The following is a 19687-nucleotide window of genomic DNA, read 5'->3' as shown; positions in this document are numbered from 1 at the left end:
ATTTCAAATTCGACTTGTATCAGGAAAGAATCTAAGGTAAGTCTAAAAGAATTGCCGGAAATCCTTGTCCCGACGGGGGGCAACGAAAAGATTGGCTAAAGGTGGATGTTCCAAACAAATGAAAGAGGAAATACCGGTTCTCAAAGGGAAAACCAAAAAAGAACTAGAAGAGATCTGTGTTTCTTTGGGTTTGGAAAAATACCGAGCCGCACAAATTTATACAGGCATTTATAAGAATCGTTACACGAATTTGGATCAGTTTACCACCTTATCCAAAGAGGTCCGTGAAAAATTAAAAGAACATACCCACTATCCAGAAATTGAACTGGGTCGGGACCTCGCATCCAAAGAAGATGGGACTCGGAAGTTCACTTTTTATGTGGGTGAAAACAAAGAAATTGAAGCTGTCTGGATTCCTTCTGGTGATGGGGGAAGAAAGACCATCTGTATTTCTTCTCAAATTGGTTGTACTCTCAATTGTAAATTCTGTGCGACCGGACTTTTGGAATACAAGGGCAACCTTCATACTTGGCAAATCCTCGATCAAGTTTTGCAAGTAGAACGTCTGGTCGGCGATCGTGCCACCAATATCGTGTTTATGGGAATGGGTGAACCCATGCACAATTATTTTTCTGTGATGAAGGCAGCCCACATTCTCAGAGACCAAGACGGATTTGGCCTCGGAGCTCTCCGTATTACCATTTCCACAGCGGGTGTCACCACGGGGATCAACCGGTTTATCGAAAATAAAGAACCATTTAATTTTGCGATTTCTTTAAACCATCCAAACCCTAACTCACGTTCATCCGTGATGGATGTAAACGACAAACATCCGTTAGAGAAATTGATCGAATCAGCCAAACGTTTTACCAAGGAACTTGACCGAGCCATTACCTTTGAATACGTAATGATTCCGGACGTCAATATGGGTCGTGACAATGCCGAACGGCTCGCAAAAATTTCTCGTTCCGTAAATAAATGCAAAATAAATGTGATCCCTCTCAATACAGATTTTACCGGATGGCGAAGGCCAACCGATGACGAAGTAAAAGACTTTGTTATGCATCTCAAGGCTAAAACAACGGCTCCCATCCTCAACCGCAGAAGTCCTGGTCGTGACATCAATGGCGCTTGTGGAATGTTAGCACTAAAAGGAATACGAAGTGAAACACGGTAATTGGATTTTAACTCTAACGTTAGTCCTATTGGTAACAAACTGCCAAGATATAGTCGAAAAAAAATGCCAAGCGGCTTGTGAAGTTTTTATCTCTTGCACAGAAGAAGAACTAAAACTCACTTTAGCACCTGATGTCAAACGCACAGGTAGGATTCAATGTATGGATGGATGCACCACTCATAATAGCGATATTTTACAATGTTATGACCAAGAACCAAATTCCTGCAAAGGATTTGGACAATGTCTCATCCAAATTGGTACATTAGAATGAAAGAAACACTGACTCCTTCTGAAAGAATTTTTTATCGAATTCTTTTACTCCTCGCAACCCTTCCTATTTTATTTACACTTCCTTTGGACGTGATCGATATTGATAGTTCACAGTATGCTAGTATTAGCCGCGAACTCGTGTTATCTGGTGATTTTTTTACTTTATTTGATAATGGTAGAAGATACTTAGATAAACCCATATTAACGTTTTGGACCATTGCTACTTCTTTTTCTCTTTTCGGAATCAGTAATATTGCCTTCCGAATTCCGGCCATTTTTTTAAGTCTTCTTTCTGTTTTTTCTATCTATCGAATTACCATTCTGACGGGCGGAAAAGAAAGACAAGGATACTTAGCTTCTTTTGCTTATCTTTTGGCACCGGGATTTTATGCAATGATCGTGGATCCCAAAATCGATGTGTATCTTACTGCCTACTTGGTGTTTACTTATCATTTTTATTATTTGGGAAGAAAAAAAAATCCCAACTATTTCTACTTAATGTATCTCATGATGTCTATGGGTTTTATTACCAAAGGTCCAATTTCTGTAGTCATTCCTGCTCTATCCATTGGTGGAGATATTCTATTTCGAAGGGATTGGAAGTTACTTCTTTCGATGCGAGTACCAACGGGGATTCTGGTTCTTGCATCCCTTCCAGCTTTTTGGTGTGTTCTTTTATACAAAAGTTTTAATTCCTATGGGCCTTCCTTCTTTTTGTGGATCCAATCCTTTGGACGGTTCTACAAAGAAATGTATGATGTGAAGTTCGATCCATTTTACTTTTATAAATCTTTTTCATGGGCATTCTTTAGTGGAGTGGTACCTATGATCATCTACATTGCATTTCGAACTTATAATTATATCAAATCTCTTGGTTGGAAAGAAATCCTTCGAAAAATCCGTTCCAATGAATACAAAGACATCGACTTTGTGGTTCCGTTTTGGGTATTTTTATTTTTATTTTTAATTTCTTTTTCCAGGTTTCCTCTCCCGCAGTATACTTACTGGGTGCTTCCTGGGGCTGCGCTCTATTTTGGAAAGATTGCGGAAGAAAGTTTATTTCGTTCAAGTGTAGAAAGGCTTCGTCCTTCTTTTCTCATCGCAGGGCTTGTGTATTTAGTGGGATACTTTCTCATTCCGGTTTTTGTTGCAGAAGTGGGAATCGTGTATTACGTATTCGGGGCTATTGGGATTTTACTGATTTTGTTACTCGCACAGCTCATTCCTTTGGAAGTACTTGTGACACTTGTTGGTGCTACTTTGTTTTTTAGTTCCATTAGTTTACAATTTTATCCTCTTCTCACGAGTTACCAACCGGCAAAAGAGTTTGGTGCTAAAATCAAAGAACTGGAACCAAACGAACCAGTTGTTTATACCTTTTGGTTGTCCAATTCCAAAAGGTCCTATGGATTTTATGCAGAGCGAAATTTTCGCAATGTCTATGATAAGGATAAATTAGACAAACTTTGGTCGGAAAAACCAGAAAGGCTTCTTATCCTTCCATCGGAAAAACTAAGCCAATTAAAAGAATTTGCTGGTGCCGAATATTCGATTGAGCCAGTTCTTGAGCGGGAATCCTTTAAAGTAGCCACTCCAAACGTTGCTTTTTTGAAAAAAGAGACAAGAAACCTCGTCACAAAGAAAATTTCTTTGGTTTGGCTAAAAAAAATTCAGGGGAAATCTTCTAAAAATTCGAAAGTATAACTAGGCTAAATTGTGTAAGTCTGGTTTTTAGGGCCCTTCGATGTCAGAATCAGGGCCTTTTTTTTTTGCCCTTTGGCGACTGTAAAAAATATCGATTGAGGATTCCTCCTAAGAGAACATTGTTTTCAATCAAAACAAAAAGAAGCTTGCCAGTTTGGAAATTAATTTCAATAAATCCTTCGTTTCCCCCTTAAAAATTTCATCATAACACGTCACATACAGAGTATATGAAAAGTTTAAAATACATCCTTGGTCTCTATACATTCCTTTCCATTTTAGTTTTATCCACAGTTGTATCGGCTCTCATTTTGTATTTGAATTGGGGACTTCTTCTTAAAGTTTACCGAGGAGAAATGGAAAACGCGGGCAAAAGTGCTGGAGCAGAACTTTCCAATTATTATAAATCGCAACTTCGTATCGCTGGCCTTATTTCCAAACAGAGAGAAATCAAAGATTCCTTTCAAACGGGAAAATCTAAATTTGCTACTGACCTTCTTATTGGAATCATGCAAGAGGCAAATGGAGAATACGAAAATATCTTTCTATCGGAGCCCATCCAAAACGCTAAAATTTTTGCAGCAGGGATTCCTAGATCCATTGGATACCAATTGGAAGAATCCAAAACAGGAGACCATGTGGTGGTTGCTCTTAAAAAACAGTATTTGATCGGTTCTGTTCAGGAATCACCTATCACTGGTTTGCCGGTCAGTCTTATTTCGTTTCCCATCGAAGACAATGGGAAACTGATTGGGATTCTTTGGATTGCATTGAACTTGGAACAAGTTTCGAAACGAATGGGAGAAGGAATTCATGTAGGTGCTAGTGGATACATCACAGCCATTACTACCAAAGGAGTTGTCTTTGCTGGTCCCGATAAATCTAAAATTTTAAAATTGGACCTAAGTAAAATCCCAGAAGGCCGACCCATCTTGGAAGCCAAAGACGGAGCTTATTTCGAATATACAGAAAATGGAAAGGACTTTGCCTTTCTTATCAAACGATTGGAAGAATGGAATACCATCATTGGAGTGGTCCTTCCTAAATCTGATATGAATTCAGGATTTATACAAGTTGCAATTTTTGCAGTAGTCGTTGTGTTTCTGATTACGGCTCTTGTGGTTTTTGGAGTGTTTCGATTTCTTAAAAAACGCCTTTTGCCTTTAGAAAACTCTGTTGTCATTTTGGACCAAATGGCAAAAGGAGATTTAACTGAATCATTTACGCTTACCAACCACGATGAGATTGGCCGAATGAATTTGGCTTTAGATGGTTTTGTCAAAAGCATTCGAAATTCCTTGGGAGAAATCCAAACAGTCGCAGAAGAGATTGCCTCTTCTGCAGAAGGATTACGAAATTCTTCATCTAGTTTTTCGGATATGGCCCAAGGGACTGCAGCTTCAGCTGAAGAAATCTCTGCAACCACAGAAGAAGTGGCAGCTAGTATGGAAACCACGGCTGCATCCACGGCCAAACAACATAATAATATAATCGAATTTAATGAAAAGATTTTGGAACTTTCCCAAGGTGCCATCCAAATCGAAAAGGATACCAAGGCGGCCCTTGCCAATACGGAAAACATAACCAAACAAGCCAAACTAGGTGGGGAATCACTCAATCAAATGAAGGATGTGATTAATGTCATTTTGGAATCTTCCTCTGAAATGAAAGAAGTGATTGGGCTCATTGACGAAATCTCGGACCAAACAAGTTTACTGGCACTAAATGCAGCGATTGAAGCTGCAAGAGCAGGAGAGGCGGGTCGTGGGTTTGCCATTGTAGCCGAAGAGATCTCCAAACTTTCAGACAAAACGGCGCATTCCATCCAAGCCATCGAGGATATGATTGGAAAAAATAGCAAAGAGTTGGAAGAAGGTGCAAGAGGGATTCGATCTTCGGTGGAACTCCTTAACTTAATCATTCGAGATATCGCCGAAGTGGAGAGTGTGATGAAACGCCTTTCCGAAGCGACTAAGTCCCAATTGAATTATAACCAGGAAGTGGATGCAAGGTCCACCGAAGTGGGGCTGGAGTCTGAAACCATTCGTGGGGCCATTGAGGAACAGAAGCGTGCCATTGTGCAAATTTCCCAGTCTGTGATTGGGATTAACAATGAAACCATGCATATTGCCACGGGATCTGACCAGGTGGCTTCCTCCTCACAAAAACTCTCCCATGCGGCCGATACCCTTCGTGCGATTACGAAACGGTTTACCATTACAAAAAATTAATGCACCTGGACGAGAACGGCCTTTCCCCAGTCTAAGGTCGATCCAAAAGCGGATTGGCCTTTTTTTGAAAAGATAACAAATGTTTGCTGGTATTTTTCTGATTAATTGAGACTCGGTTTCAATAAAGAAAGTTCACGAAAAATTTCCCATTATGTCTCTTTTCATGTTTTTTCGCATCCAAAACCCTTACATACTTGCTTTTTTTCTGATTTTACCTTTCCTTGTCAGAAGACAGTGTAAACGGATTCAGGAAATCTGCGAATGAATATAAAAATACTCAAGATCTCTGTGCCTATCGTTGCAATTGCAGCACTAGCATATTTGATTTTTTCACCTAGCCGTTATGTGGGCTATTCACCCGACCAGCCCATCCCCTTCAACCACAAGATACATGCTGGCGATAACAAAATCGACTGTAAGTATTGCCATACTGGTGTTGAAAATTCGGCCCATGCCACAGTTCCCCCAAGTTCCACTTGTATGAACTGCCATGGAGCAGGTAACGTAGCGGGCAACCAAGAACATGTTAAATGGCTTAAAGAACAGTACGATAGCAACACGCCAGTGTCCTGGGTAAAGGTTCATGACCAACCAGACTTCGTATACTTCAACCATTCACGACACGTACAACGCGGTGTCGATTGTTCCACATGCCACGGTAACATGGCAGAGATGGTAAAGGTTAGACAGTCCAAGTCCCTCAATATGGGATTTTGTGTCGATTGCCATAGAGAGAACAATGCTCCTAACGATTGTTCTACGTGCCACAGATAATCGGGAGACAAGTAATAATTTATGATGAAAGACGATAGTTTCCAAAAAGAAAAAAAATCGCTTTGGCAATCTTATGAACTTCGCGGAACTTCTCGCGAACGTGAATTGCAAAAGCAAGAGTTCTATAAATCTCCAGATCCCCTAATTGCAAAAATCAAAAAGGGTGATTTCGACAGAAAAACTTTCTTAAAGTTTATGGGTGCATCCGTTGTCATGACGACTGTTGGTTGTATCCAAAAACCTGCTGAGAAAATTGTTCCTTATGTGAACCTCACCATTAAGAACCCAGACAACAAAGAAGTAGAACAATACGACTTCGTAAAACATGGACACTCTTACCATTACGCTTCTGTTTGTGGTGGATGTTCAGTTGGATGCGGAATTTTAGTAAAAGCAAAAGACGGACGACCTTTGAAACTCGAAGGAAATCCAAACCATCCTATTTCGGAAGGTGCTCTTTGTGCTTCAGGCCAAGCGTCTATTTTTGATCTTTATGATGCAGACCGTGCCAAAGAACCACAACAAGTGGTGAATGGAACTGCAAAGTCTAGCGACTGGTTTGTTTTAGACAAAGATGTAAAAGAGAAACTAAATGCTAACAAAGGGAAAACCGTTGTTGTCACAAAACCTCTTACTTCTCCTACAACGGGAGAATTCATTTCTGAATTCTTAAAATCAGTTGGTGGTGGAAAACACATCGAAGTGGCTTTTGCTTCTTCTGATGATGCGATTACAATTGCTCAAGAGAAATCTTACGGAAAGGCTGTTTTACCGAACTACCATTTCGACAAAGCAAAAGTCATCCTTTCCATCGATAGTGACTTTTTAAACAATACAAACTACCACAATGATTTCTCTAAAAGAAGAGACTTACAAGACAAAGGTGTAAAATCCTTTAATGCTTTCATTGCGGCAGAAACGCATCCGTCTATGACGGGTTCCAACGCTGACCAAAGAGTCCCAATCAAACCAGGGGACCAAAGAAAGTTTGCTCTTGTGATTGCAAAAGCTCTTTCTGATTTGGGAGTGGGTGGTGCCACAGGAGTTTCCGGAATCAATGTAGAAACCGCAGCATCTGAGCTTGGAATTTCTAAAGAAGTCGTGTTACGCACAGCGAAGGCACTTGCTTCTGCAAAGGGAGAATCCCTTGTGGTTGCCGGTGGATCAAATACTCTTACAGAAGACGCTGTGGATCTACAAATCGCAGTGAACATGCTCAACAGCATGCTCGGTAACGATGGAAAAACCATCGATGCGGGAAATCCTTTGAAAGAAGGCCGATCCAACTACGCAGAAAATTTAAAAACTCTCGCAAAAGACTTAAAAGAAAGAAAGGCCGGTGTGGTCATTCTTTTCGGTGTGAACCCAGTATATGAAGCGCCAAACGGAGATGAGTGGAAAAAACTCCTTCATGAAGCAGCACAAGTCGTACAAGTTTCTGACCGAGTGGATGAAACGGCACTTGCTTCCAACTGGCTTGCTCCAGTGTCACACTTTCTTGAGTCTTGGGGAGATAACGAATCGGTAACAGGAATTGTATCCGTACAACAACCTACCATCCGACCAATTTTTCAATCCAAAGCGTTTGAAGACATGCTCATCACTTGGGCCGGTGGATCTCTCCTTGGTGCGAGTTCGTTATACGACTACCTCAAAACAAAATACTCGAAAAAAACAAATTGGGAAGACCTACTTAGAAAAGGTGTGTTGGTTTCTGGAAATCCAAAAGCTGACAAATCGGGTCGTTCTTTCAAAGGAACAATCGCTCCACTATCTCCTTCTAAATCAGGTTTAACTGTTTCTCTTTACGAAAGCACCGCACTCGGTTCTGGCGAAAGAGCTAACAACTCGCAACTCCAAGAACTTCCAGATCCAGTATCCAAAGTGACTTGGGACAATTATGTTGCGATTAGCCCACAATACTCTCGTTCGTCGGGAATCAAACTCAACGATGTCGTCACAGTCACTGTGAACGGTAAATCGTTTGAACTTCCTGCTCTCGTCCAACCAGGACTCCATCCAGAAGCAGTGGGAATTGCTCTTGGTTACGGAAGAACCAACGTAGGTGAGATTGGAAACGGAGTAGGGAAAAATGCAACTATCCTTGCAACAGAAGTAAACGGATCTTTCGTATACTCTGGACTTTCGATCACTCTCTCTCCTACAGGAAAGAAATACAAACTCGCTACCACACAGGACCACCATATGATGAGCCCTGGTGTGATGATGGGTGTAGAGTGGAAAGAAAGACCGCTTATCATTTCTGCAAAACTCCAAGATTATGCGAAGAATCCGGGTGCAGGAATTCCTGAACCAGAGATTCCTAAAATCTTGATCGATGGAAAATTACAGCGAGCCCAAGGAGCCAACGCTCCTTCTGACCAACCAGGAAGCCAATTTGCCTACCCAGGATACAAATGGGGAATGGCAGTGGATCTTACTTCTTGTTCTGGTTGCGGCGCTTGTGTGGTCGCATGTAATATTGAAAACAACGTGCCAATGGTAGGACGTGACGAAGTGAGAATGGGTCGTGAGATGCATTGGCTTCGGATTGACCGTTACTACATCGGTGATCCTGAAAAACCAGAATCACTTGAAATTGCACACCAACCACTTATGTGCCAACATTGCGACAATGCTCCTTGTGAGACAGTTTGTCCAGTAGCTGCGACAGTTCACAGTACGGAAGGAACCAACGATATGGTTTACAACCGTTGTGTGGGAACTCGTTACTGCTCGAACAACTGCCCTTACAAAGTGCGTCGTTTTAACTGGTTAGAACATTGGAATGAACACAACTTACTCGGAGAAGCAACACCTACATTTAAGGCACGCCCTCCAAGAAACCTTGGTCTCAACCCAGATGTAACCGTTCGTTCTCGTGGGGTTATGGAAAAATGTAACTTCTGTGCTTCTCGAGTTGCTGAGAAAAAAATCGCAGCGAAAAACGAAGGAAGAACATTGCGAGATGGAGAAGTGAAAGCAGCATGTGAACAAACATGTTCTTCTAATTCCATTGTGTTCGGTAACGTAAATGATCCTGAATCAAAAGTAGCGAAGCTCTTGAAAGACCCTAGGTCTTACAAACTTCTGGAATACCTAAACATCGGACCTGCTGTCAGCTATATGACTCGCGTTCGAAACGACGTTTAACAGGGGAGAACACAAAGGGAATGTCATTAGCACAAGCAGTTCGAGATAAATTAGATATCCCCGACCTGGTAACAGGCGGGAAGTCGCTTAAGGATGTAACCGTTGATATCGCAAAGCCAAACGAAGATTTTCCTACCAAACTTTGGTGGAATACTTTTCTTTTGGTTCTTACGATCACCCTGATCGACGTAGCCATCATCGGTTATTTGTTTTATGAAGGTCTTTACTTACTCGGGATCAACAACCCGGTAGGTTGGGGATTTTTCGTAGTAAACTTCGTATTCTGGATTGGTATCGGTCACGCAGGAACTTTGATTTCTGCGGTTCTATTCCTCTTCCGTCAAGGTTGGAGAACAGGGATTAACCGAGCTGCGGAAGCGATGACAATCTTTGCCGTACTCGTTGCGGCATCGAACCTCATCCTTCACGTAGGTCGTCCTTGGCTCGGATTTTGGTTGTTTCCTTATCCAAACGAAAGAGGTCCACTTTGGGTGAACTTCCGTTCCCCACTGATTTGGGATACGTTTGCGGTATCAACTTACCTTTCCATCTCCATGGTGTTCTGGTATTTAGGACTCATTCCTGACCTTGCCACACTTCGTGATCGTGCGACTGAAACTTGGAGAAAGAACTTATACAATGTTCTGGCTTTCGGTTGGGTTGGATCGGCGAGATCTTGGTCTCATTTGGAAATCGTTTCCATGATCTTGGCAGCTCTCTCCACTCCACTCGTTCTTTCGGTTCACACCATCGTATCTTTTGACTTCGCGGTTTCCATCCTTCCGGGTTGGCACACGACTATCTTTCCTCCATACTTTGTTGCCGGTGCGATTTTCTCCGGTTTCGCTATGGTTGTAACGCTAATGGTCATTGCTCGTGAAGTGTTCAACTTAAAGAACTACATCACCATGAAACACTTGGACAACATGAACAAGATTATGATGGTAACAGGTCTTATCGTAGGTCTTGCTTACGGAACAGAATTTTTTATCGCTTGGTATTCCGGAAACGAATACGAAGTGTTCGCATTCTGGAACAGAGCATTCGGTCCATATGGTTGGGCTTACTTCATCATGATTTCTTGTAACGTATTGTCGCCTCAGGTATTCTGGTTTCGCAAACTTCGTTACAACATCCCTGTGATGTTTGTGGCTTCGCTTGTGGTAAACGTGGGTATGTGGTTCGAACGATTTGTGATCATGATGACACTAAACCGTGACTTTTTACCATCCAGTTGGGCTATGTATACGCCAACACTTTTCGACTACGCAATGTTAATCGGAACTTTCGGTATCTTCTTTACTCTCTTCCTTCTCTGGTGCCGAATTATGCCAGTGATTGCGATTGCAGAAGTAAAAACAGTGATGCCACAGAAAGAAGGAGCACACCACTAGTATGTATCTTCCAAAATTAGAACAGTTTCACAAATATAAAGAAATGGATGAAGGAGTTCTCGGAATTTTCGAGACTCCCGAAGCAATCATGCATGCGGCTGAAAAAGCCAAAGAAAAAGACTACAAAGGATTTGATTGTATCCTTCCTTATCCTGTTCACGGGATCGATGAAGCGATGGGAACTCCAAGATCTGGACTTCCTTGGATCACTTTCTTTGCTGGTATCTTTGGTTGCACGATTGGGATTCTTTTTCAGTATCTCACTCATGCCCATGACTGGCCTCTCAATATCTCTGGAAAATCTCTCAACGCATGGTTTGCTTATGTGCCAATCATCTTTGAATTAACTGTATTTTCTGCAGGGATTTACACTGTAGCTGCCCTATGTTTTTTAAGCGGTATTCCCAAAGCAACCCGTCGAATCCTTCACCCGGATTTGACCTCTCATAGATTCGGTCTTTGGATTCCAAAATCTGCTAAAGGTTATAACGAATCAGAAGTTGTTTCTTTCGTAAAAGGCCTTGGTGGATCAGAAGTAACCGTGGTAAAACCGGAGAACCAAAAATGAAACAAAACATCTTTAGAGTTTTAGCACTAGCGGGACTCCTCGTTCTCGTGAATTGCGATTACAAAACTCCCGTTTATGAATACTTTCCTAGTATGTATGATTCTCCTGCGCGTGAGTCACAGGAAGCTGATGCTTTTGCAACCAATGGATCTGCTTCTCGAATTCCTCCCAAAGGTGCGATTCCGGTAGGATACTTTCCATACCCTTATGCAGCAGAACCTACTCCTGATACGCTTCCAGGAGCGGACAAAGGATTAAAGAATCCAATCGCCAAAGCAAACTTAGGTGATTTAATGATTGGTGAAAAACGTTACCAAACCTACTGCACACCTTGCCACGGGGTAAGGGGACTCGGGAATGGAACGGTCGTTGGACCTGCTCCAAGGTTTGAAGGACCAGTTCCTACACTTGTTTCTGACAACGTGAAGGGTTGGACCGACGGGCAAATTTACCATATCATCACAATGGGTCGAGGTCGAATGGGAAGTTATGCTTACCAAATCGAACCAGAAGACAGATGGAAGCTCATTGCTTACATCCGAAAACTTCAAGAATATGAAGTTCAAAATAAAAAGGCGAACTAGAGGAAATTATGAGCTCTACAAAAGCAGCGAAACTAGACGAAAAATTACTGCAGTTCCAACTGCCAGTTACTCTTCGTAATGCCCTCATTGCTATGATCGGAGTGGGAGTGGTGAGTTTTCTCATTGCTTTCCTCGGATTTGGTCATGAAACATCTCGTCACATGGACGAAGCTGGTCATTTCCATCATACGAATTTAGGTTACCATATTTTACTGATTGGAACTTACTTTGTAGTTGGTCTTGCCATCACAGGAATCTTTTTTACAGCAATCCAACACCTAACAGGATCCCATTGGTCTGTTACTGTTAGACGACTTTTTGAAACCTACGGACTTTTCACACCCATTGCTGGGCTTTTACTCGTGGGTGTGATTTTTGGAATGCATGACCTGTATGAATGGGCCGATGCGAGTGTTCGTGAAAATGACCACCTCATTCACCATAAGTCAGGTTACCTAAACCCAACAGCTTTCATCATTCGTTGTGTAGCTTTCATTGGCGTTTGGTCCGTATTTGCTTATATCTTTCATGGAAAGTCAGTGGGTCAGGACAAAGATAAGGTTGTCGATACAACCAAAACTTTGGCAAAGATCTCTGGGGGATTTATTCTCTTCTTTGCACTTTCTTGGTGTTTTATGGCATTCGACCTTCTCATGTCCCTCACTCCACACTGGTTTTCTACTATGTTTGGTGTGTATGCATTTGCAGGAGCTTTCCAAACTTCATTAGCTTCCTACTTGATTGTAATCGCAATTCTCAAGAAAAACGGTTACCTTGGTGAAGCAGTGAATGAAAACCACTACCATGACATTGCAAAATTCCTTTTGGGTATGACAACATTTTGGGCTTATGTTGGGTTCTCTCAATTTATGCTCATTTGGTATGCAAACATTCCAGAAGAAACCTTCTTTTACGAAATGCGTATGACTGGCGGATGGGGATATACAACTCTCGCACTTCCTTTTGTGAAGTTCGTGATTCCATTCCTTCTACTTCTCAATCGTCCCAACAAAAGAGACATTGATTTCCTTTGGAAATTGGCAGCTTGGATTCTTGTCACACAGTTCTTTGAACTTTTCTGGTTGGTATTCCCTGCAAACTTCGAAAAATTTTCCATCCTACACTTTGTTTTAGCGTTTGGCGGAACAGTGGGTGTTGTGGGAATTTTCGGATTCTTTATCTTCAAAAAGTTGGAAAAACACAGCTTAGTTCCGGTTGGGGACCCTCGTTTGGATGAGTGCCTCCACCACCACCAATAGGAGAATGGAATTGAAAAACAAAATTGTATTACTCATGATCATTGGTGCAAGTTTCACAGCTTGTTCCAAAAATGCGGAAGTAACTTGGCATAAAAATTGTGATGCCAAAACAAACAAAGCAAGTTTGGATTTTACGGTTCCTTTATACTCGGAAGCAGATTCTAACTCGAAAGTGGTGGAATTTGTTCCGGCAGGAACAGTTGTAAAAATATTTGATGCTCGTAACCATAACGTTTGGGCACCAAAATACTTTGTAAAAGTGCAAACGGCAAAAAACGAAGGTTATATGAGTCCTCGTTGTTTTGTTGTGAACCAAGACCCAGAAGTAAGTGTTTGGAGATATTCCAAAGGCCTCGTAAAGGATTCAAAACCCTTTTATGACCCTGCAGATAAAACTCACTACAAACGTGGGACGGAATACTCGAATTTAAAAGATCTTCCGAAAGATAAGATCCCACTTTCTGACCTGACGAAAGGTTTGGAAGAAGTTCCTTACACAAACAAAAACATGTTAAAACAAAACTAAGAATTTTATTGAGATTGCTTAGTTGGGAAAAATCCCGCTAAGTTACCTTTCTTAGAAAAGACCCAAGGGAAACCAAGGGTCTTTTTTTATATTTAAGATCACTAGCTAATCAATCGGTTCAACACCTTCTTTGAGTAGATTTACTCAATTTACCAAAATATTTAAAATTTTTGTTTGCAATATCTATATATCTTAGTAACTAAGATATATAGATATTAAGATATCTCTAAACCTAAAGTCAATGGAATCTTCAAATTTTAAGAAAACGACACGCAAATACTTCGAAACTGCTCTGAATATGCACGAGGCGATTGCAAAAAAAGCCGGCCTTTCGGGAACCGATCATAAATATTTAGGATACCTGATTGAAAAAGGGGAAATGACCGCAGGGGAACTGGCAAAAATCTCCGGCCTTACAACGGGAGCTATTACTGGTGTCATTGATCGGTTAGAGAAAAACAAATTAGTAAAACGAAAATTTTTACCAGATGATAGAAGGAAGGTGATGATTGTTCCTAATTTAGAAAAGGCAAACCAATTGTTTGCACCAATTTTTAAAAAATTGCAAAAAGATACAGAGCTTTTGATTTCTAGTTTTTCAAGCCGGGAGTTAGAAGTCGTTCACCGGTATTTTGAATCTGCAATTGGAATCATGGAAAAAATGTCTAAAAGTATACTGGAAGAAAACTAAATATGAATTATGTGATCGGAAAGTCTTTTGTTTTCAATTCAATGATTGGGATACAAGATATGGCTACTTTTGTTTCCAACAATTCTCTAGCACTCGCAAAATACTCGTTACTCACCAACTTGTTAATCTATTTTTTAATGAATGGTGCTCAAATTTTTGAAACTCTTGTTTTTGTTCCGCGTTGGGCAACTGGCCATGTAACAAATTTGCAGATTCTAAATACAGAGATCAAATCTGCCGATTTAAAATATTTTTGGATTATGTTTCACTCCATCCATGAAATCATTTTCTTGGTATCGCTCTTGTTTTGTTATCAAATAGAGGGAATCGGTCATTGGTTAGTTGTTTTGTTTATCCTTCATATGGCAGTAAGGGTTTGGACTGTTGTTTATTTTGCTGGGAAAATCATTCGTTTTCAGTTTTTGGCAAATACGGATGGTTTCCATTCTCTTGAAGGCAAAAATGAAATTAAGACGTGGGTAATTCTGAATTACTTTCGCGTTTCTATTTATATCGGAATTTCTATATTGATGATTCCGCTAGTCATAAAAATCTTAAAGGTGAATGGTTAGCACATTCACCTGAATGGTTTCATTTGTTTGTTTTTAAAAACCCCAGAAAAGATCTTTTACTTTTGGATTTCGCAGCACAAGACCTACCCAAAGAAGAATTCCAACGTAAACAGGAAATAGAGTGTGGCTCCATAGTGGATTATTGACTCGTACGTGAATGGCAACGGCACCCCCCAAATACCCTGTGAGTAGGAGGGCTCCAAGTGCAGCTGTTTGCGGAATGGCATACATCACTGTAATCACAAGAAGAAGGATTCCAATGGTCGTAGCACTGGATGCTGGTAGACCAAGTTCCTCCATACTTTTTAGGACGGGATCAATTTTTGCTAGTTTTCCTCCTGCGTCAAAGAGAAGAAATGCAATCACAAGTCCGCTGAGAATCCGTCCCACCCAGAGGTTGGTAGGGGATTGGTTTAGTTCGTTCATAAAATCACCTGCTAAAAAATCGGTCTAGCCAGAAAAACATATCAACTGATATGTTGTCAATAGAATTTATAATCTATATAAATTCTATTGGAGGTTCAGGTGCCTTCAGGGATATAAAACCAAAAAGATGTTCTCTACGGATGCAGGTTCCGTTTTATGGAGGACGAGGAACAAGTGAGCAATGGGAAAACAAGAGGAAACTCGTAAACTGATCATTGAATCTGCATTTGTTCTGATTTACCAAAATGGATTTCAAGGTGTAGGGGTACGTGAAATTGCACAAAAGGCAAACTTAACCATAGGTGCCTTTTTCTACCACTTCCCAACTAAAAACCATTTGGGTTACGCCATTATTGATGAGTTTCTATCTAAAGGAATTTTGGATCGGTGGATTTTGCCTTTGGAAAACTACGATGACCCAGTGAAGGGTATCATTCTTACGTTTCAAAAAACATTTGAGGAATGGCCTGATGAATTTGTATCTAGAGGATGTCCTCTCAATAACTTGGGACAAGAAATGTCAGCGATTGATCCTGAATTCCAAAAGAAAGCTAAGGAACTTTTATCCCGTTGGATTCAAAATACAAAAACTTACTTGGATTTGGCAAAAAAGAAAAAGATTTTAAAAGCCAAAACGGACACAATGAAACTTGCTGAATTTATTGTCACTTTCCAAGAAGCTACCTTCGCTATGGGAAAAGTAATGAATGATCGAAAGGTTTATGATTCGTTGTATCTTTCTTTTCGGGATCATTTACTTAACCATTGCAATTGACATTCGAAAAAAAGCGGTTATACTCGCTCGCATGGGTCAAAAACGCACCATTGCCACTTCTGCCTCAGAAGAACGATTAGAAAAACTTTTAGAAGAACGTTTGAGCCCTGGCTCCAACCAAGATATCATCGACAAACGAATTTGGGATCTTTTTGGAGAAACCTGGTGTGTGATGTTTACCGATCTTTCTGGTTTTTCTCGAGGGGTTGCAAAATTTGGGATCATTCATTTTTTACAAACCATCTATGAATCACAAAGAATCCTGATTCCTGTTCTTGATGAGTTTGATGGAATCCTGATGAAAGACGAAGGAGATAGTCTGATGGTTCTTTTCCGTAATACGAATAAGGCTATCCAATGTGCCATCCAAATGCAAAAAGCATGCAAACGTTATAATGAAGGAAGGGTGGCAGAAGAACAAATTTTACTTTGTGTCGGTCTTGGATTTGGAAAAATTTTAAAGATTGGCGATTCAGATGTTTTTGGGGCAGAAGTTAACGCTGCATCTAAGTTAGGTGAAGACACGGCCAAAGCTTGGGAGATTTTAGTCACAAGTGCTGTGAAAGAAAATGCAGACGAAACCACTGATTTCGATTTTGAACCCATCGCAGAAATCCCTCCCGGTTCAGATGGAGCCTTCCGATTGGTGTATACTTTAGAAGAATCTAAATGGGTCGTATTATAAGTATATATTGAGAAAATCTAAAATAAGGAAATTTAAGAATTAATTCCGTTGGATTTATGAGTCAAATTTGTTCGGAAATTTTATTCCATAAATTCATAAATCGAACGGATTTCACCCGCTGATTCGATATAAGAATAGAGGTCTTGGAATTCCTTTGTTTGGCAGAGGGTACCAGAATCACCAATTAGAATCAGATGAGATTTGGCACGCGTCAGGGCTACATTCAATCGTTTAGGGTTTAATAAAAAACCGACCTCTCCATCGCTATTGGATCGGACCAAACTAAGGATCACAATTTCCGACTCTCTTCCTTGAAAAGAGTCAATGGTTTGAGTAAACCAACGCCCGGATGAGACTTTTATTAGTTTTTCCACCTGTCCTCTGTAAGGTGAAATTACAATCGATTGTTCTTTTGGTATTCCTAACCGAAACAATGTTTCTACCAGTTGAATTTCTGTTTTGTTAAAAAAACTTGGTTCATCGCCTTCAGTTTCTTCTTCAGAGTCACTACCTGCAGTATCTATCCATAGGATTGATGAATTATTTCCAAATACATGGGAAATATCTATATTATGATTCCACTTGGCATCGGGATGGGTTAATATTTTATTTTCATAGTAGGTCCCATTGGGAAAACCAAGGATTTCAGGTTTCATTCGAAATTGTTTTTCTAAAAAGATCACCCGATCACCGGAATCATAGGTGATTGCTTTTTCTAAAAAACTATGAACCGCTGTGTGGTCTGGGTGAGAGAAACTGGCTCCGAGTTGTTTCGGGTCTCCAAAGAAAAAAGTTTTTTTCCCCGCATATAGAGCAAGGTAACATCCAGGATCTAAACTTTGAGTGGCTTCATCAACAAACACATAATCAAATTCTCTACCTTTTTTAAATTCATTTCCAAATCCAGAAAAAGTTGATACGATGAGTTCTGCATTGTCGAGTAACTTCATTCGAATGTTTGATTCTGCTTCTCTGATTGTAGAAAGTAAAAACTTAGCTTCTTTTCTTTGTGCCTTTCTTTCTTCCCTTTCTTCTTTTCCAAAGTTTCGTTTCCAGGAATTTGCTTTTTTCTGGATGGCCTTTAGTTCCGTCTGCCAGTTATGGATTTGTTTTTGGTCGGGATGTTCTTGGATGAGGTGATCGATATGATGTGGTAGGACTTCTTCTTTGATTTTGGTAGAGTTGCCTAATCGGATCACACGAATTCCTTTTTTTAAAGCCAGTTCAACAATATAATCGCAAGCAAAGTTTGTGGGGCAAAGTGTTAGAACCGACTCATTTTTCGATTTGATTTTTTCGACAGCTTGCATGAGTAAGGTGGTCTTTCCTGTTCCTGGTGGACCAAAAATCATTCCGTAATCAGCAATTTGAAAAATTCGTTCTAGTGAGTTGGCTGTTTGCCCTGATTTGGGAGGATTTGGTTTGTCACCGAGGCCAAATCCCAATATCCAGTTAAGTTTTTTATGCGAAAAACTTTCTTTATCTTCGATTACTTTTGCTATGATTTCGTTATACAAATCATAAGTGGATTCTTGGAACCACTTTGAAATTTGGAATTCATTGTCTTCCCACTCGTAATCCCCACGCACTTGAACGGTAAGTTTTGTATCGGTTGCCCTATAGATATTTCCAAAAATGGTTTCCGAACTTCCTTTTAAAAGAACTGGGATACCTTGTTTTAACCATTCTTTGGCTTTTAAGGAAGGCGAAATTTTGAACTCCGCTCTCCACGTATTTCCCACAACAAAATTAAGGTCTTCCAATTCTGCAGATTTGATAACTTTGGTTTCTTCACCTTTTTCCAAAAATAATGAACGTTCATACTCACGTTCTTTGGTAAGGATTGATTTTACATATAGAATTTCTTCTTCCAGCGAACCAAACTCTTGTTTTATGGTTCTTCCCATTCAATATTCTCCAAGGTTGTAAAAAAACCATTTCTAAGTAGTGGTGCAAAATCGATAAAGTCTGCAGCTTTTAAGTATAAAGAATCTTCAATCGAGTAAGCTTGTATTAAATTGTTGGCTGCTTCTTCCAATTTTCCCACTCGGCAATGTGCCCTTGCTAAAATGATGAGTGTCTCTGGATCGATTTCTTTGCAGTATTGGATATGGGTTCTAATAGATGTTAAAGCATTTTCTGGATCTTCTGCTTCCAAATAACAAAGAGCGAGCAAATCATAATGAAGGAACTCTTCTGGCTCCACCATTTTCAAAGATTTTTTTAAGGAAGCAAGAGCTGAATTAAAATCTCCGCGAGAAAAATACAAAGATCCAAGTTCTGCCCAAATGTCTTTTCTGTCTATCCCACGGCCGTTACTTAAATGTTCTTGGGATAAAGCTTTTTTTAATACCTCGATTGCTTCTTCGGAACGTTCCATATCTTTTAATAAGGAAGCAGGGAGTAGGTAGTTTTCTAAATAGGATGGAAACTGAAGGATACTTTTTTGGAGTAGGACTTTTGCAGATTTGAATTTCTTTAATTTAATCAGATAACGCGAGTAAACGGTAATACTTAAAGGATGAGAGGGGTAGTTTTGAATGATATCCTGAAAAAGGGATTCAGTTTCTCTCGGATTTCCCACCGCATACAAACACCAGGCTTTTTTCGCTTTGATTTTGATCAGGGTGGATTCGTCGGTTGTATGCGATTCACTTTCTGCATACACATTGAAAGCCCGAGTGAATTCCTTTTCTTCTTCCAAAAGTTTCGCTTCGCGGATCAGTGAAAAAAAAGAACTCATACGGTATTTTTTACTTCAGGAAATTACGGATTCGCCGATGGGTAGAATAGGGAGTAAAGATTGTAAAAGGAGGTCCTTTATGGTTCCATCTACACCTATTAACTCTATCGTCAATTTGCCGAAGGAAATTTTCCAGGCACAGAACCAACTAAATGAAA

Annotated in this window: 18 protein-coding genes; 15 read left to right on the top strand and 3 right to left on the bottom strand. The window is 40.3% G+C overall.

The features are described 5' to 3' along the window. Window positions 1–118: 118 nt before the first annotated feature. The 13 genes from rlmN to CLV96_RS04190 all read left to right on the top strand — a co-directional run bounded on the left by rlmN (window position 119) and on the right by CLV96_RS04190 (window position 14900). Window positions 119–1177: a 23S rRNA (adenine(2503)-C(2))-methyltransferase RlmN gene (rlmN, locus tag CLV96_RS04250; protein ID WP_040917725.1), complete on the top strand. Its 1059-nt coding sequence runs from the start codon at window positions 119–121 to the stop codon at window positions 1175–1177. Next, on the top strand, window positions 1164–1448 hold the full coding sequence (locus tag CLV96_RS04245; protein ID WP_081581577.1) for a Cys-rich protein: 285 nt from the start codon (window positions 1164–1166) through the stop codon (window positions 1446–1448). Before rlmN ends, CLV96_RS04245 begins: the two co-directional genes overlap by 14 nt. Further along, window positions 1445–3151, top strand: coding sequence for an ArnT family glycosyltransferase (locus tag CLV96_RS04240; RefSeq protein WP_004788624.1), 1707 nt, complete (start codon window positions 1445–1447; stop codon window positions 3149–3151). The genes CLV96_RS04245 and CLV96_RS04240 overlap by 4 nt, the downstream gene beginning before the upstream one ends. A gap of 227 nt (window positions 3152–3378) precedes the next feature. Next, a complete protein-coding gene (locus CLV96_RS04235) occupies window positions 3379–5379 on the top strand; it encodes a methyl-accepting chemotaxis protein (RefSeq protein ID WP_004788596.1) in 2001 nt (666 codons plus the stop codon). Between the two features lie 261 nt (window positions 5380–5640). Beyond that, window positions 5641–6153 carry a cytochrome c3 family protein gene (locus CLV96_RS04230; RefSeq protein WP_081581578.1) on the top strand — a complete coding sequence of 171 codons (513 nt, stop codon included), beginning with the start codon at window positions 5641–5643 and terminating at the stop codon, window positions 6151–6153. Between the two features lie 24 nt (window positions 6154–6177). Then, a complete protein-coding gene (locus CLV96_RS04225) occupies window positions 6178–9306 on the top strand; it encodes a TAT-variant-translocated molybdopterin oxidoreductase (RefSeq protein ID WP_040917726.1) in 3129 nt (1042 codons plus the stop codon). Between the two features lie 20 nt (window positions 9307–9326). Next, the gene (gene nrfD / locus CLV96_RS04220) at window positions 9327–10700 is read left to right on the top strand and encodes an NrfD/PsrC family molybdoenzyme membrane anchor subunit (protein WP_002974485.1); all 1374 of its coding nucleotides are present in this window, start codon (window positions 9327–9329) and stop codon (window positions 10698–10700) included. Window position 10701: 1 nt separating this feature from the next. After that, window positions 10702–11268, top strand: a complete 567-nt coding sequence (locus CLV96_RS04215) for a DUF3341 domain-containing protein (protein ID WP_004788477.1) — start codon at window positions 10702–10704, stop codon at window positions 11266–11268. Further along, window positions 11265–11852, top strand: a complete 588-nt coding sequence (locus CLV96_RS04210; RefSeq protein ID WP_004788360.1) for a c-type cytochrome — start codon at window positions 11265–11267, stop codon at window positions 11850–11852. Before CLV96_RS04215 ends, CLV96_RS04210 begins: the two co-directional genes overlap by 4 nt. 8 nt (window positions 11853–11860) lie before the next feature. After that, window positions 11861–13111 (top strand): hypothetical protein, encoded by a 1251-nt coding sequence (locus CLV96_RS04205; protein ID WP_004788678.1) that lies wholly within the window; start codon window positions 11861–11863, stop codon window positions 13109–13111. A gap of 10 nt (window positions 13112–13121) precedes the next feature. Beyond that, on the top strand, window positions 13122–13637 hold the full coding sequence (locus tag CLV96_RS04200) for an Lsa16 family lipoprotein adhesin (protein WP_004788551.1): 516 nt from the start codon (window positions 13122–13124) through the stop codon (window positions 13635–13637). 241 nt (window positions 13638–13878) lie between these two features. Continuing rightward, window positions 13879–14328: a MarR family winged helix-turn-helix transcriptional regulator gene (locus tag CLV96_RS04195; RefSeq protein ID WP_040917609.1), complete on the top strand. Its 450-nt coding sequence runs from the start codon at window positions 13879–13881 to the stop codon at window positions 14326–14328. A 2-nt stretch (window positions 14329–14330) separates the two neighbouring features. Continuing rightward, window positions 14331–14900 (top strand): hypothetical protein, encoded by a 570-nt coding sequence (locus tag CLV96_RS04190; RefSeq protein WP_004788999.1) that lies wholly within the window; start codon window positions 14331–14333, stop codon window positions 14898–14900. A 33-nt stretch (window positions 14901–14933) separates the two neighbouring features. On the opposite strand, the gene CLV96_RS04185 is transcribed toward CLV96_RS04190, so the two are convergent. Then, window positions 14934–15326, bottom strand: a complete 393-nt coding sequence (locus CLV96_RS04185) for a DoxX family protein (RefSeq protein WP_004788382.1) — start codon at window positions 15324–15326, stop codon at window positions 14934–14936. Between the two features lie 181 nt (window positions 15327–15507). Between CLV96_RS04185 and CLV96_RS04180 the strand changes: the two genes are divergently transcribed. Beyond that, the gene (locus CLV96_RS04180; protein ID WP_004789290.1) at window positions 15508–16101 is read left to right on the top strand and encodes a TetR/AcrR family transcriptional regulator; all 594 of its coding nucleotides are present in this window, start codon (window positions 15508–15510) and stop codon (window positions 16099–16101) included. Between the two features lie 31 nt (window positions 16102–16132). Further along, window positions 16133–16786 (top strand): adenylate/guanylate cyclase domain-containing protein, encoded by a 654-nt coding sequence (locus CLV96_RS04175; protein WP_004789286.1) that lies wholly within the window; start codon window positions 16133–16135, stop codon window positions 16784–16786. An 80-nt stretch (window positions 16787–16866) separates the two neighbouring features. Here the strand turns inward: CLV96_RS04175 and CLV96_RS04170 are convergent, their stop codons facing one another. Then, on the bottom strand, window positions 16867–18693 hold the full coding sequence (locus CLV96_RS04170; RefSeq protein WP_004789026.1) for an AAA domain-containing protein: 1827 nt from the start codon (window positions 18691–18693) through the stop codon (window positions 16867–16869). Further along, complete coding sequence (locus tag CLV96_RS04165) at window positions 18678–19529, bottom strand: tetratricopeptide repeat protein (RefSeq protein WP_004789206.1); 852 nt, start codon at window positions 19527–19529, stop codon at window positions 18678–18680. Before CLV96_RS04165 ends, CLV96_RS04170 begins: the two co-directional genes overlap by 16 nt. Window positions 19530–19687 lie beyond the last annotated feature (158 nt).

It is taken from the genome of Leptospira meyeri (genome assembly GCF_004368965.1).
Lineage (GTDB): Bacteria > Spirochaetota > Leptospiria > Leptospirales > Leptospiraceae > Leptospira_A > Leptospira_A meyeri.
This window is presented reverse-complemented; position numbering and strand designations above follow the sequence as displayed.

Coding starts and splice junctions, on each gene's coding strand:
- CLV96_RS04215 (WP_004788477.1), top strand. CDS start 10,702: ATGTATCTTCCAAAATTAGAACAGTTTCACAAATATAAAGAAATGGAT.
- CLV96_RS04235 (WP_004788596.1), top strand. CDS start 3,379: ATGAAAAGTTTAAAATACATCCTTGGTCTCTATACATTCCTTTCCATT.
- CLV96_RS04190 (WP_004788999.1), top strand. CDS start 14,331: ATGAATTATGTGATCGGAAAGTCTTTTGTTTTCAATTCAATGATTGGG.
- CLV96_RS04195 (WP_040917609.1), top strand. CDS start 13,879: ATGGAATCTTCAAATTTTAAGAAAACGACACGCAAATACTTCGAAACT.
- CLV96_RS04230 (WP_081581578.1), top strand. CDS start 5,641: ATGAATATAAAAATACTCAAGATCTCTGTGCCTATCGTTGCAATTGCA.
- CLV96_RS04175 (WP_004789286.1), top strand. CDS start 16,133: ATGGGTCAAAAACGCACCATTGCCACTTCTGCCTCAGAAGAACGATTA.
- CLV96_RS04210 (WP_004788360.1), top strand. CDS start 11,265: ATGAAACAAAACATCTTTAGAGTTTTAGCACTAGCGGGACTCCTCGTT.
- CLV96_RS04225 (WP_040917726.1), top strand. CDS start 6,178: ATGAAAGACGATAGTTTCCAAAAAGAAAAAAAATCGCTTTGGCAATCT.
- CLV96_RS04180 (WP_004789290.1), top strand. CDS start 15,508: ATGGGAAAACAAGAGGAAACTCGTAAACTGATCATTGAATCTGCATTT.
- CLV96_RS04205 (WP_004788678.1), top strand. CDS start 11,861: ATGAGCTCTACAAAAGCAGCGAAACTAGACGAAAAATTACTGCAGTTC.
- CLV96_RS04165 (WP_004789206.1), bottom strand. CDS start 19,529: ATGAGTTCTTTTTTTTCACTGATCCGCGAAGCGAAACTTTTGGAAGAA.
- nrfD (WP_002974485.1), top strand. CDS start 9,327: ATGTCATTAGCACAAGCAGTTCGAGATAAATTAGATATCCCCGACCTG.
- CLV96_RS04240 (WP_004788624.1), top strand. CDS start 1,445: ATGAAAGAAACACTGACTCCTTCTGAAAGAATTTTTTATCGAATTCTT.
- rlmN (WP_040917725.1), top strand. CDS start 119: ATGAAAGAGGAAATACCGGTTCTCAAAGGGAAAACCAAAAAAGAACTA.
- CLV96_RS04185 (WP_004788382.1), bottom strand. CDS start 15,326: ATGAACGAACTAAACCAATCCCCTACCAACCTCTGGGTGGGACGGATT.
- CLV96_RS04170 (WP_004789026.1), bottom strand. CDS start 18,693: ATGGGAAGAACCATAAAACAAGAGTTTGGTTCGCTGGAAGAAGAAATT.